At 72.2% G+C, this 13,483-nt stretch carries 10 protein-coding genes; 3 read left to right on the top strand and 7 right to left on the bottom strand.

Annotated features, from left to right (window positions below; all coding sequences use genetic code 11):
• The first annotated feature begins 169 nt into the window (after positions 1-169).
• A complete protein-coding gene (locus ACFYOS_RS20240; RefSeq protein WP_387143601.1) occupies positions 170-2,404 on the top strand; it encodes a transglycosylase domain-containing protein in 2,235 nt (744 codons plus the stop codon).
• 56 nt (positions 2,405-2,460) lie between these two features.
• Positions 2,461-3,870, top strand: a complete 1,410-nt coding sequence (locus ACFYOS_RS20235; protein WP_387143598.1) for a CoA transferase — start codon at positions 2,461-2,463, stop codon at positions 3,868-3,870.
• Between the two features lie 30 nt (positions 3,871-3,900).
• Here the strand turns inward: ACFYOS_RS20235 and ACFYOS_RS20230 are convergent, their stop codons facing one another.
• The 6 genes from ACFYOS_RS20230 to ACFYOS_RS20205 form a co-directional block, all read right to left on the bottom strand.
• Positions 3,901-4,500: a TlpA family protein disulfide reductase gene (locus tag ACFYOS_RS20230; protein ID WP_387143595.1), complete on the bottom strand. Its 600-nt coding sequence runs from the start codon at positions 4,498-4,500 to the stop codon at positions 3,901-3,903.
• A complete protein-coding gene (locus ACFYOS_RS20225) occupies positions 4,497-4,928 on the bottom strand; it encodes a hypothetical protein (RefSeq protein WP_387143592.1) in 432 nt (143 codons plus the stop codon). Before ACFYOS_RS20225 ends, ACFYOS_RS20230 begins: the two co-directional genes overlap by 4 nt.
• A gap of 12 nt (positions 4,929-4,940) precedes the next feature.
• Positions 4,941-6,203, bottom strand: a complete 1,263-nt coding sequence (locus tag ACFYOS_RS20220; RefSeq protein WP_387143589.1) for an RNA-guided endonuclease TnpB family protein — start codon at positions 6,201-6,203, stop codon at positions 4,941-4,943.
• Positions 6,204-6,355: 152 nt separating this feature from the next.
• Complete coding sequence (locus ACFYOS_RS20215; protein ID WP_387143586.1) at positions 6,356-6,529, bottom strand: hypothetical protein; 174 nt, start codon at positions 6,527-6,529, stop codon at positions 6,356-6,358.
• Positions 6,530-6,646: 117 nt separating this feature from the next.
• Positions 6,647-8,704: a M6 family metalloprotease domain-containing protein gene (locus tag ACFYOS_RS20210; protein ID WP_387143583.1), complete on the bottom strand. Its 2,058-nt coding sequence runs from the start codon at positions 8,702-8,704 to the stop codon at positions 6,647-6,649.
• A 242-nt stretch (positions 8,705-8,946) separates the two neighbouring features.
• Positions 8,947-9,837, bottom strand: a complete 891-nt coding sequence (locus ACFYOS_RS20205) for a dihydrodipicolinate synthase family protein (protein WP_387143580.1) — start codon at positions 9,835-9,837, stop codon at positions 8,947-8,949.
• Between the two features lie 293 nt (positions 9,838-10,130).
• Here ACFYOS_RS20205 and ACFYOS_RS20200 point away from each other — a divergent pair, with 293 nt between their 5' ends.
• Positions 10,131-11,363 (top strand): PucR family transcriptional regulator, encoded by a 1,233-nt coding sequence (locus tag ACFYOS_RS20200; protein WP_387143577.1) that lies wholly within the window; start codon positions 10,131-10,133, stop codon positions 11,361-11,363.
• Between the two features lie 60 nt (positions 11,364-11,423).
• On the opposite strand, the gene ACFYOS_RS20195 is transcribed toward ACFYOS_RS20200, so the two are convergent.
• Positions 11,424-13,340 carry a Xaa-Pro dipeptidyl-peptidase gene (locus tag ACFYOS_RS20195; RefSeq protein ID WP_387143574.1) on the bottom strand — a complete coding sequence of 639 codons (1,917 nt, stop codon included), beginning with the start codon at positions 13,338-13,340 and terminating at the stop codon, positions 11,424-11,426.
• Between the last annotated feature and the right edge of the window lie 143 nt (positions 13,341-13,483).

Below are 13,483 nucleotides of genomic sequence, written 5' to 3'. Positions count from 1 at the left end.
ACAGCGGCGTCATCGCAGCTCCGCTAGCCTGGCAGGCCGAGCATGGACACGATTCGGCCGATCAGTCGGAGGGTATCGGGTGCGGGTGCTTCCTACCGGTGACAATGACAACGCGTACGGTTCCACAACCCCGCCCCCGCGGCGGAAGCGGCACCGCCTGCTGATCTTCTTGGCGATCTTCGCGCTGCTGGCCGGCTCCGGCCTGGTGGCCGGCGCCTACTACTTCGACAGCGTGCCCACTCCCACCGACCTCAAACTGCCGGAGTCGACCACGGTCTACTACGCCGACGGCCGCACCCCGATGGCCAAGCTGGGCGCGGAGAACCGCACCATCGTCCCGTACGACCAGATGAACGACTCCGCCAAGGAGGCGATCGTCGCGGCCGAGGACCGCACCTTCTGGACCAACAAGGGCGTCGACTTCACCGGTGTGCTGCGCGCCGCCTGGTCGAACCTCACCGGCGGCCAGCGGCAGGGCGCCTCCACCATCACCCAGCAGTACGCGCGGGTCGCCGCCGACCTGCGCGGGGTCACCTACTCGCGGAAACTGCGCGAGGCGGTCATCGCCTGGAAGCTGGACGACAAGTACAGCAAGCAGGACATCCTCGGCTTCTACCTGAACACCGTCCCGTTCGGCCGGGGCGCGTACGGGATCGAGTCGGCCGCGCAGACGTACTTCGGCAAGACGGTGCGCCGGGACGCGCCGCCGGCCCAGCAGCTCACCAAGGCCGAGGCGATGGTGCTCTGCGCGATGGTGAAGCAGCCGGAGGCGGACCCGAACGACCCCGAGGGCTCCCCCGGCTACGACCCGGCTCGCAACGCGAAAGCCAAGCAGAACTCGATCGACCGCTGGACCTACATCCGCGACGGCATGGCGAAGCTGGGCTACCTCACGCCCGAGGAGGCGGCGAACCTGGCGTACCCGGACGACGTGAAGCCGATCGACGAGAACGCCGGCCAGTCCGGCCTCGACCGACCCACCGGTCTGGTGGTCAACCACGTGCTCAGCGAGCTGCGCCAGACCGACCAGTTCAAGGGCAAGCCGGACGAGGTGATCCGCGACGGCGGCTACAAGATCGTGACGACCATCGACAAGCGGGTCCAGGACGCCGCCGAGGCGGCCGCCGACATCCGCCGCGACACCGCCCCGGAGGCGGTCCGCGGCCAGCCGAAGAACTGGCAGGCCGCGCTCGTCGCGGTGGAGCCGGGCACCGGCCGGGTGCTCGGCTACTACGGCGGCAACGGGGGCTCCAGCGGCGCCGACTACGCCGGCTGGTACTACGACGAGAAGGGGCAGGCGCGGGGCTTCGGCCAGCACCCGCCGGGCTCGTCGTTCAAGGTGTACGACCTGGCCACCGCCGTGGAGAACAAGATCTCCGTGAAGCAGCACTTCGACTCGCCGGACACCAAGGAGTTCCCCGAGTCGGGGCGTACCAAGTCCAGCCCGGCCGGCCCGATCCGCAACGCGGAGCACGCGCCCTGCCAGCCGAACTGTGCCCTCTGGGAGGCCACCGTCGCGTCGCTGAACGTCACCTACTTCGAGCTGACCGAAAAGCTGGGCATCGCGAAGGTCATGGACATGGCCAAGCGGGCCGGGGTCAACTCGATGTGGGAGACGGTGAAGGGTAATCCGCAGCCGCAGCGGGTGGACCTGCGCGAGCAGCCGACAGACGAGGTCGCCAAGCGCTTCTCCACCGAGGTCGGCATCGGCCAGTACGGCATCAGCGTGCAGGACCACGCCAACGGGATGGCCACCTTCGCCGCCGGCGGCAAGCGGGCCGACTCGCACTTCGTCCGGTCGGTGACCAAGGGCGACGAGAAGGTCTACACCGAGCAGCTGAAGGAGACCGACCTCGGCCTGGACAAGGAGGCGCTCGACCAGCTCGACTGGACGCTGCGCCGGGTCAAGGCCGCCAAGCTGGACAACGGCTGGGACTCCGCCGGCAAGACCGGCACCTGGCAGGCCGGGCAGAGCACCACGCAGAACGTGCACACCTGGATGGTCGGCTGGACCGGGGCGCTGGCCGCCGCGGTCTGGCTCGGCACCACCGACGGCAAGCCGCTGAAGACCAAGGACGGCAGCTACGAGGTGTACGGGTCCACCGGTCCGGGCCCGATCTGGCGGCAGTTCATGGAGCAGGCCACCGCCGCCATGAAGCTCGACCCGAACAAGTACCGGTTCGAGGACCCGAAGTTCCCGAACGACACCCCGACCGAGACCGCCCCGCCGCAGCCGGCCCCCGCCACCTCCTCGGCCAGCCCGAGCGCCCGGCCGACGCCGGACGCGGAGCCGTCCAGCCCGAGCCCGAGCCCGAGCGACCGGAAGACGCCGCTGCCCACCTGGTCGCCCCCGGCGACCCCGCTGCCGAGCCTGTCCCCGTCGAAGAGCCGACGACCGGGCTGACGGCGGTGGCGGCGGTCCGCGCTCCGGACCGCCGCCACCGGTGGAATGATCAAGCGGTGGAGCAGTCGACGGCGGACGCGGTACGGGCGGCGTGGACGGCGCTGGGCGGGGACCCGGCCGACCCGGCGACGGTGGACCTGCGCGGCCCGGCCGGGGTGCTCCCCGCCCGGCTGCCCGTCACCGACCTGGCGGTGGCCTGCGTCGCGGCGGCCGGGCTGGCCGCGGCGGAGCTGGCCCGGGCGCGGGGGCACGACCCGACCGGCCCGCTGACCGTGGACAGCCGGGCCGTGGCGGTGGCCTTCACCAGCGAACGGCACCTGCGGCTGGACGGGCGGCCCTTCACCGGCTTCGCCCCGCTGTCCCGGTTCTGGCCGGCCGCCGACGGCTGGGTACGCACCCACGCCAACTACCCGCACCACCGGGACCGGCTGCTGGCCGGGCTTGGCCTCGACCCGGCCACGCCCGACGGCGACGCCCTGGTCGACGCCGCGGCGGACCGGATCCACGCCCTGCCGGCCACCGACGTCGAGGAGCAGGTGTACGCCGCCGGCGGCCTCGCCGTCGCGACCCGTACGCCGGACGGGTGGGACGGCCACCCGCAGGCGGCGGCGGTCGCGACGGAGCCGCTGGTCCGGCTGACCACCGAGGGCGCGGCGACGCCCCGCCGGTTGCCGCCCGCGCCCGCCGGGCTGCCGGCCGCCGGGGTGCGGGTGCTGGACCTGACCCGGGTGATCGCCGGGCCGGTGGCGACCCGGTTCCTGGCGCTGCTCGGCGCGGACGTGCTTCGGGTCGACCCGCCCGGCCTGCCGGAAATCGGGGGGCAGCACTTGGACACCGGCGCCGGCAAGCGGTCCACGTTGCTCGACCTGGGCCGACCCGGCGACCGGGACCGGTTCGCGGCGCTGCTCGCCGACGCCGACGTGCTGGTCACCGGCTACCGACCGGGGGCGCTGGACCGATGGGGTCTCTCCCCCGACGCGCTGCGAAGGCACCGCCCCGATCTGGTCGTGGCCTGCCTCTCGTCCTGGGGCGGCACCGGCCCGTGGGCGCGGCGACGTGGCTTCGACAGCCTGGTCCAGGCCGCCACCGGCATCGCCGAAGTCGAACGACGGCCGGACGGTACGCCGGGCGTACTGCCCGCCCAGGCCCTCGACCACGGCACCGGCTACCTGCTGGCGGCGGCCGTGCTGCGGGCCCTCACTGGGCGCGCCCGGGATGGGGGCGCCCGGTCGGTGGAGCTGTCCCTGGCCCGTACCGCCCGGTGGCTGCGACACGACCTGCCGGCCGGGCCCGACACTGCGGGCGCCGCGCCCGAACCCGGGCCCTGGTGCGACGAGCGGGACGCCCCGGCGGGCCGGCTCCGGTACGCGCTGCCGCCGGTCTCGCTGCCCGGTGGTCCGCGTACCTGGGCGACACCGCCGGGCATCTGGGGCGCCGATCCGCCGACCTGGCTGCCGAGGTCCTGACCGGGTCGGCGCCGGTGCCGGGTCAGCCGGTCAGGGGCCCAGCACCAACTCGCGCAGCTTGCTGTCGAGGGCCGCCGCGTCCACCCCGCCCGGCCAGCCGCGGAGCAGGGCACCGCCCTTGGCGACCAGCACCACGGCCGGGGGTTCGCGGACCGCGTACGACCGGGAGATCGCGCCGTCGTCGTCGACCACGACCGGGTACTCCACCCGGTGCTCCCGCAGGTAGCGCTGCACGTCCGGCGGCTGGTCCTCGGTGACCACCCCGACGAACACGACCTCGTCCCGGTGGCTGCGGGCCAGCTCGCTCAGCGCGTCCTGCCGCTGGGCGCAGAGGGCGCACCACGAACTGAAGAAGACCAGCACGACCGGGCGGTCGGCCCACAGGTCGGCGAAGGCGACCCGGCTGCCGTCGGTGAGCGGACCGGTGACGGCCGGCGCACCCGGTGCCCCGGACGGGGCCGGTCGCAGGGCGACACCCGCCGGCGCCGGGCCGGGCAGCGCCGCGGCACCACCGGCGACCGGATCGGTCCGCGCCGACGTGCCGTCCTGGCCGAAGCAGGCGGCCGAGGCGAGCACCCCGGCCAGCGCCAGCGCGGCGGCGGCCAGGCGGAGAGGGTGCCGGCGGGTCACGACGGCACCACCGCGACCAGCGCCGGTCCCTCACTGCTGTTCAGGGTGAGGGCAATCGGGGGATGGCCGTCGACGACCAGGCGGTAGGCGTCCCGGGCGGCCACGTCGACCGGTACGGCGAACTCGCAGTACGTCGGGACGCGGGCCACCTCCAGGTCCTCCTCGAAGGTCGACACGGCCCTACCGGACGACAACGCGCCCTGGGCGAGCGTCCGGCCGGTGGCGTCGACCACCTGGAACGGCGCCCGGTTGTGGAAGTGGGTGTAGGGGCCGGTGCCGGCGCACTCCACGCCCTCCGGCCGGATGTTGATGTCCCGGACGAGCACCCGCACGGTCATCGTCGACCGGGCCTCCTCGGCGTCACCGCACGCGGTCAGCGCGCCGGTGAGCAACGACGGCAGCCAGAGCACTGCCAGCAAGCGCCGCATCTGTCCTGCTTCCTACTGCTTACTCGGTGTTGAGCGGTTCGGATGGTTCGCTCTCCGCTCGGTCGTGGCCGGGCTGGAGTCCTGGACCGGCAGTCTGGTCCGGTGGCGATCGGTCCTGTCCTGCAGGATCTGCTTCACCTTGTGGTGTGGGGTGTGCAGGGCGATGTCGGGGTCGCCGAATCGCTGCAGGATGTTGATCGCGGCGTTCACGTCTGCCTGCCACACCACCCCGCACCAGGTGCAGTGAAACCGGTCCCCGTCGCGTCGGCCGAGCCGGCCGCAGCGGTGACAGGTTTGTGAGGTGTAGGCGGCGTTGACGGGAACGAGCACAGAACCTCTGCGCTCCGACACGCTTGCTAGGGCCTCGGCGGTGACACCTTTGGTCCACGCAGCGAGGCGCCGGTTGACGTTCTTGCCGAGCCTTTTGCGTCCGGCGAACTTCTTGGTGAGGTCTTCGGCGATCACGGTGGCGGCGGTGTCGACGACCCGGTGCACGGCGGTGAAGATCTCCGTGCGCACGAGCGCGCGGTGGCGGGCGGCCTGCCGGTCCCGCTTGACGGTGCCGAGGTTGTTGGCTCTGATTCGGTGCGCTTTCGCGTGGTCACCGCGGAGGGCTGCGTTGTTGGCTATCGAGCGCAGCTTCGCCCGACGCCCGTTGCGTTCCTTCCGCCGGTCCGACTCGCTCATCAGCAGTTGGCCGAGGCTGGTGCCGTGGTGCACGCCGTCGGAGTCGGTCAGGGCTTCGGTGTAGCCCTTGTCCACGCCGAGCGTCCGCTGACCGCACGGCCGCTGCGACGTCCGCATCTGCGACGCGTCGATCTGGTAGTGCACCTCGACCCGGCCGCCGCGCAGGATCAGCCGCAGCGTGCCCGCCGGGGCGACGCTCGTGGACAGCGGGATCCGAACCTTCTGGCGGCGTTGCAGACCGGGAATCGCCAGCCACAATCGGCCGTGCGCGTCGGTGACGGTGTGATGCTGGTCAGCGCGCACGACGATCTGATCGTGCGTGCGGTTGCGGCCGCGCTTCCATTGTTTGCGCATCTGCCGCGCCAGGAACGGGTCGTCCGCCCACTGGTCAGCCTTCAGCGCCGTGAACATCCGCTTGCGTTCGGCCGGATCGTTGGTGCGCCGGCCGATGGCCCGCCGGACCTCTACCTTTGCGGCAGCCAGGTTCGCGGCGATGTCGGCCATGGCGTCGCGGACGGTTTCCTTCCACGCATTCGCCAGCACACCGAACTGGAGGTGCGTGCCGTCGGCCAACCACCGGTCCCGCACCTGCCGATCATTCAGTCCAGACCCGACCCCTGCGACCGAACCGTAGCGCTGCCACACTTCGCTGCGCACCCGACCCAATCGGCGCGCCTGCTCCAGCAAAACTAGGTACTTACCTACATTCAGGCCGCTCGAGTAAGCGATCCGAGTGACCTTCACTGGTCACCAGCCCCAGTCAGGCCCGCTCCGAGTTCCGCCATGAAGGGACGCGGCACACCCAGCCGCCACGAGAAGGCACGCACGACCACCAGCAGATCCTCCACCAGCTCCTGCTGCGGGGACAACGCCACCCGCTCGGCACACTCACCGATCCGGCAGACGCCACGCACAACAAGCAACCATAGATGGACATCCAGAGAGATTCGACAGCTAATCACTCCTCCCGACTCGTCTCCGGCTGAGCCCGGGGCGGTGTGGCGTCGCACCGCCCCGGGCCGCTGCGTGGGTCAGCCGAGCAGCGCCCGGGGCCGCTCGACCCGGCACTGGCTGGTCACGGTCCTGCTCGGGTCGCTCTCCGAGGTGGCGGTGAGCGTCACCAGGGTGGTCGCGGTCGCGTCGGCGGTGGCGCCGACCGAGACGTCGACCGGGACGGTGGCACCGAACCCGGCCGTAGCCAGTTCGTTCGGTAGCTCCACCCGCCAGCCCTGGCCGCCGACGGTCGCCGAGAGCCGGTACACGTCGGACTTCAGGTAGGCGCTGGCGTCCTCCGGGTGCTGCTGCTCGCCCGCCACGTACGTCCCGGTGTTGGTCAGGTCGAACGTGCAGTTCGCGCCCTTGCCGGTCGGCGCGCCGCGGGTGATCAGAGAGCCCTTGGACAGGGCCACGCCGTGCTGGCTCGGACCCGCGCTGTCCAGCGACCGGACCGCCACCGTGTACGACAGCACCCCGTCGGCGTCCCGGCGGAGGTTGAGCACGTAGAAGTGCAGCCGATTGGCCTCGTCCACGTACTCGTACTCGCTGCCGGAGTTGGCGCCGGCGTGGAACAACGCGTCGGACAACTGCCGGTAGTCCCCCATGGTGATCTTCTGCGGGGTGCCGTTCGGCTGGTAGAAGTCCACCATGTCGATGTCCTGCGGGTTGGCGTCGACGACCCACACGAACGGGGCGCTGTCGGTGTTCTTCGTCTTGCTGATCAGCACGCCGTTGTCCGGGGTGAACGAGTCCGCGCCCATCCGCTGGACGACCTCAACCGTGTAGTTGTTGTACCGGCCGCCGTCGCACAGCGGGTCGGTGCTGACGCTGCACGCCGGCGACCGGTCCGCGTTCATCGCGATGTTGATGCCGGTCAGCCCGCCCGGGCCGGCGTCCACCGCGCGGGCGGTGACGTCCGCGACGACCGGGCCGGAGGCGGCCAGCGCCTCACGCGACAGCCGCAGGACGTGCTCCTCGCCGAGCAGCCCGATCTTCAGCTTGTCCCGGACGGTGTGCAGCGAACCCATCGAGCCGCCGTTGACCGGGGGGATCTGCCAGCGGGTGTGCGGCCCGCCCGGACCGTTGAAGGAACCGCGCGACATCATGCTCCAGATGCCGGTGTACGCGCGGCGCAACGGGGTGCCGTACGGGTTGTTGTAGTTGTCCCCGATGCTCAGCAGGTGGCTCAGCTCGTGCGCGTAGACGCCCATGCCCGAGCTCTCCGCCTGGGTCGACGAGCCACCGCCGGCGTTCGGCCAAATGGTGGCGGCCGCCTTCCAGGAGGTCCACTCGACGTACCGGGTCTTCGCGTAGTTGGGCAGGGTGGGGTCCGGCGGGCCCCACGCGTCCGGCACGTCCTCCTTGGTCTGGAACATCATCTGGCCGAACTCCTGCCAGGTCGAGGACTCGTCCTGGCCGGCCGAGAGGATGAAGACCAGCTCGTAGCTGTTGGCCACCGCGTCGCCGACCGCCGCGCGCCAGGCGCCGAGCCCGTCGGTACGGATGTTCCGGGCACAGGTCCCCCCCGACGGGCAGGCGCCGGGGTTGAAGCCGTTGTCGATGCCGTACTGGTACGACTTCGACGGCATCTCGTACGGGCCGAAGCCGGTGAGGTCGACGCCGTACCGGCCGTTGGAGTCCTGCATCCAGTACTCGTGCAGGGTGTGTCCGCGGTTCAGGTCGCCCGGGGAGTTGAGGAAGTCCGTGTAGAACTGCGCGACCCGGTCCCGTGGCACGTTCGCGGCGCTGGCCTGCGGGTTGCCGAAGACCGAGGAGCCGGCCGGCTTGGTGATGACGAACGGCTGGTCCGGGTAGTCGAGCGTGACCAGCGCGATCTTGAAGTTCCGGACCGATCCGCGCACGGTGGGGTCGGCCCAGTTCCGGTTGGGCACCGCCTTGTAGTCGTCCCAGGTCATCGTGTCGGGGTTCTGCCAGTGCTGCGGGTCGAGCACCTGGAACGGGGCGGTCCCGTCCGGCGGATCGCCCGGTGCGGCGGAGGCCGGTCCGGCGGAGCCGGTCGCGACCAGGACGGTCGCGACGGCGGCGGCCAGCACCGAACGCCACACCGCACGCCTGGTGGCCAGAAGGTGCATCGAGTCACCTCTCAGGTCGGGGGCTCAGGGGGCGGGGCGATCGGGCGACGGCTCCGGGTCGCGCGGCGTCAGACGTGCCGCGCCGGAGTTGTCGCGATGCGGGTGCGCTCGCCGTCCCGCATGATCACGCCCGATCCCGAATCTAGGAGCCGGTGGGCGGGGCGGTCACCGTGCAGATGTCGGCAGGTGGACCGGCGACTTCCGACACGTGCAGGACCGCCGGCCGGTGCGGGCGGGCACGCCTACCCGTCGGCCCCGGCCCGCATCGCCCGCCGCATGTCCCGGCACAGCTGCGCCTCGGTCTCGGGCGACAGCGTGCCGCGCGGTGGGCGACACGGCCCGCCGTACCGGCCGGTCAGCCCCATCGCCAGCTTCACGGCCTGCACCACCTCCGGCTGGGAATCCCAGCTGAGCAGGTGGTACAGCTGCGCGTACAGCGGCAGCGCCACCGACAGGTCGCGGGCGACGCACAGCCGGTGCAGGTGCAGGCAGAGCCGGGGCAGCGCGTTGGGGCAGTGCCCGATCCACCCGGTCGCGCCGCACACGGTCAGCTCCAACAGCGCGTCGTCGGCCCCGACCAGGACGTCCAGGTGGGGACAGAGCTCGCGGACCCGGTGCAGCCGGCTCACATCGGTCTCCCGCACCGCCACGATGCCGTCGGTCTCGGCGACGCGGGCCAGCAGCTCCGGCGTCAGGTCCACGGTGGACTCCATCGGGTCGTGGGACGCCACCACCGGCAGCCCGACCGCGGCCACCTCGCGGTAGTGGGCGACGACCTCGGCAGCGGCAGCCGGGTACCCGACCGGGGGCGGCGCGAGCACGGCCTGCGCGCCCGCGGCCCGGGCCTGCTCGGCCCACTGCCGCGACTGCCGGCTGCCGTACCCGCCGACGCCCGGCACCACCGCGCAGCCCTCCGGCGCCGCCTCGACGACGGCGCGGACCACGTCGGCGCGCTCGCCGTCGGACAGGGCCCGGTACTCCCCCATCGGCCCGCACGGCGTCACCCCCTGGCAGCCTTCGTCGGCGAGCCACCGCACATGCTCCTGGAGCCGGTCGTAGTCGACCGAGAGATCGGCCCGGAACGGCGTGGGAACGGCGACGATGAGGCCCTGCCAGGGCCTGGTTGCGGCCACGGTTTTCCCTTCTCCGACCCTCCGTTCGCGCGGCGTACCCGCGCCGGGACGCCCGCCCTGGCCCCTCGGGCCGGCACCCGCACACGTTAGGGGCGTCGCTCGCCGGGGTCTTCCGACAGATGCCGGAAGACCCCGGACCGGACGGGCTACGGCTGTCGCGGTGCCGGCACGGGGGATTGCGCTTCGGCCAACATCATCGGAAGGTAAGCCAACGGTCCTACCAGCACACTCCCGGCCCGGACCGCGCGGAGACCGCGCCGGGACCGGGCCGGTCCGGGGGGGGGGGGGGGCGCATGCGCGTGGAACTGCAAGGCATCGTCGACCGGGTCGCGGCGCGGGTCCGGCGGCCGGCGTTGATCGAGGACCGGCGCCAGCGGGTCGTCGTCTACAGCGAACACACCGGGGTCATGGACGGGGTACGCCGCAGCTCGATCCTGCGCCGGCACACCACCCCGGAGGTCATCGCCTGGGCGCGGGAGATCGGGATCATGGAGGCCCGGCAGCCGGTGCGCACCACGGCCTGCCCCGAACTGGACCTGCTGCCCCGGGTGTGCGTGCCGATCCGGCACCAGGACCTGCTGCTGGGCTTCGTGTGGTTCATCGACGCGGCCGACGGGATGACCGACGAGGACATCTCGGTGGTGACCGAGGCGATGCCGGACCTGTCGCTGGCCCTGTACCGGGAGAACCTGCTCGGCGAGCTGACGTCGCAGCGGGAGGCGGAGGCGACCCGTACGCTCCTTGTCGAATCCCCGGAGGCTCGGTGCGAGGCGGTCCGCTCGCTGCTGACCGACGGCGTGGTCGCCCGCGACGGCCAGGTCACCGCCCTGGTCGCCCAGCTCGTCGTGGCTCCGGACGAGGTGCTCGACGACGCGGCCCGGATCGCCCTGGAGCACGCCCTCGTCGCCACCCGGCAGTGGGTCGGGTCGCGCGAGACGCTGCACCTGGTCCGGCACGACCACGGGGCGCTGTTGCTCTGCGGCGGGCGGAGCACCGGCCGGATGGCGGCGGAGGACGCCGCCGCGCACCTCGAAAAGGCCCTGCGCGGCGCCACCCGGGGACTGGCGTCGGTGGCGCGCACGGTCCTCGGGATAGGTGACTCCCGACCCCGCCTGTACGACAGCGTCCTGTCGTACCAGGAGGCCTTCCAGGCGGCCCGGGTGGGTGCCCAACTGCCGGCCCTGGGCCCGGTCGTCCCCTGGTCTGAGCTGGGCATCTACCGCCTGCTGTCCGGAGTGGACGCCCGCCAGCTGGACGCCGCGCGGGTGCATCCGGGACTGGGCCGGCTGTTGGACGACGAGGCCCAGCAGGTGCTGCTCGAGACCCTGGAGGCCTACCTCGACCTCGCCGGCAACGCCCACGCCACCGCCGAGCGCCTGCGGTTGCACCGCACGACGCTGTACTACCGGTTGCAACGGGTGGAGCTGCTCGCCGACACCGACCTGAAGGACGGCAACGAGCGGCTCTGCCTGCACCTGGCCCTGAAGCTCGGCCGGCTGACCGGCCGCTACCGGCCGGGGCGGTAGCCGGCCTCGCGGCCGGGCCGGGGGCGGGTCGCCGGTGCCGGGCGCCCGCCCCCGGGTCTCCTACAGGCCGGCCGCCACCGCGGCCGTCCGGCCGCCGACCACCGGCAGGGTGATCCGGCTGCGGTCGAAGTGGACGGTGATGTGGGCCCGGTTCTGCTTGGCCCGGCTGCTGTACCCGGAGTACGAGCCGAGCAGCACCACGCCGATCTGGTGGCCGGCGTCGAAGACGTAGTCCTCGGGGAGCAGGTTCAGGTCCACCGCGGTCTTCTGACCGGGCACCAGCGGCGTCGAAACGGACCGCGAGTCGACGTTGAGGCCGTCGATGATGCCCTTGGTGACCAGCTCCTGCGGGTTGCTGGCGACGTTCTTCTCCGTCCTGCGGTAGCAGGCGTCCTCGGCGAAGCCGCCCCAGTCGGCCGGCTCGCCCCAGCAGTCCTCCTCGGTCAGCGTCCGGATGCCGTCGCCGGCGGTGCTGAAGCGCTGGCGGCTGCCGTAGTCGACGAGCAGCCCGGCGAAGCTGGTGTCCTCGCCGTCGACCGTGGCGTTGATCCGCACGATCGGGGTGCCCGAGATGTGCAGGGGCGCCCGCAGCGGCGCGGAGAGGAACACCAGCCGGTTCTCGGTGTTCGCCAGCGGATCCGACGGGTGGCGGATGGCGTTGGTCTGGGTCATCGTGGGCGTGTCCTGAAAGGTCGCCGAGGCGTTGCCGGGGCCGGAGCGGACGGACAGGCCGCCCGCGTTCCCGGCGGCCGGCGCCTGCAGGAACACCTGGGTCGGCTGGGTGTCCGGCAGCGGCCAGGCGCGGGCCGTCTCCCAGACGTCCGGCGCCCGCTCGATGTCGACGGCCGGCTCCCCCATGATCCCGTTGTCGATGCCCTGGAGCCATTGGTCGAACCAGCGGTGCAGGGTGTCGACCCACGCCACGCGGCGGAAGTCGAACGGGTCGACGTGGCCGGTGCCGGTCAGCCAGAGCTTGCGCGACACACCCTGCTCGCCCAGTGCGGCCCACCACTTGCTGAAGTGATCCGGGCGGACGTTGTCGTCGTTGATCCCGTGCACCACGAAGACGCTGGCCCGGACCCGGTCGGCGTGCGGCACGTAGTCCCGCTCCGCCCAGAAGTCGTTGTAGTCGCCGGTGGCGTCGTCGCCACCCTGCCCGAGGGCCGCTCGCACCGGCGCGCAGTACGCCCGGCGAGCCGGGTTGGTGACCGTGTTGGCGAGGCTGCCCGAGTAATTGTTGGCCCGGGTGACCAGACCGTTGCTGCGGGAGTAGTCGTACCAGCTCGAGATGGCCGAGATCGGCACGATGGTGGTCAGCCCGTCCACCCCGCTGGCCGCGGCGGCGTTGGCCAGGGTGCCGTCGTACGACTTGCCGATCATGCCGGTCCGGCCGTTGTGCCAGTCGGCGACGACCTCCCGGCCGGCGGCGTCGTGCCCGGGCCGGCGCCCGTTGAGCCAGTCGATCGCGGTCGGGGCGCTGATGTTGTCGGCCCCGCCACCGGTGACCGGGCAGCCGGTCGAGTTGTTGGTGCCGATCATGTCGAGCAGGATCACCGCGTAGCCGCGCGGGACGAAGTAGTTGTCGTAGAAGAGCGGCCACTTGTCGTTCAGCCCGTCCCCGTCGACGTCGGCCTTGCACTCGCTCTCGTTGCCCCGACAGACCGTCGAGTAGTACGGGCTGGCGTCCATCACCACGGGCACCTTGAGCCCGTTCTCGCTCGCCCTCGGCCGGATGATGTCCATGGCCACCACGTCACGCGCGCCGTCGCCGTCCGTGTCGACGTCGGCGGTGACGAAGATCCGTTCCCGAACCGCGTCGGCGTATCCGAACACCGGTTGGGTGACACCGTCGGTGATCACCAGCGCCGGGCGTTCGTCGGCGCCCGGCTGGGCCAGCGCGCCGGTCGCCGGCAGTCCGGTGACCGCGACCGCCAGGGCCACCGCCGAGGCGCGCCAGGCCAGTTTTCCACTTCGCATCCGCGTGCTCCTCCTCCCCGCACCGGCCGTCGCGCCCGGGCCTGTGTCGGAAGGGCACGGGTCACCGCCGCGACGGTCGCACCGAACCTACGAATCGACGTGTGTCCAGGTCATCGGACAGCTGTGGAAGATGCCCGCCGTCG

The sequence above is a fragment of the Micromonospora sp. NPDC005806 genome, from assembly GCF_042871425.1.
Taxonomy (GTDB): Bacteria; Actinomycetota; Actinomycetes; order Mycobacteriales; family Micromonosporaceae; genus Micromonospora.
Note: the sequence above shows the minus strand (reverse complement) of the source record. Positions and strands in the feature narration are given on the sequence as shown.

Bases quoted from the DNA above. Each gene is read 5' to 3' on its own strand.
- ACFYOS_RS20225 (WP_387143592.1), bottom strand. From the start codon at position 4,928: ATGCGGCGCTTGCTGGCAGTGCTCTGGCTGCCGTCGTTGCTCACCGGC.
- ACFYOS_RS20210 (WP_387143583.1), bottom strand. From the start codon at position 8,704: ATGCACCTTCTGGCCACCAGGCGTGCGGTGTGGCGTTCGGTGCTGGCC.
- ACFYOS_RS20200 (WP_387143577.1), top strand. From the start codon at position 10,131: ATGCGCGTGGAACTGCAAGGCATCGTCGACCGGGTCGCGGCGCGGGTC.
- ACFYOS_RS20195 (WP_387143574.1), bottom strand. From the start codon at position 13,340: ATGCGAAGTGGAAAACTGGCCTGGCGCGCCTCGGCGGTGGCCCTGGCG.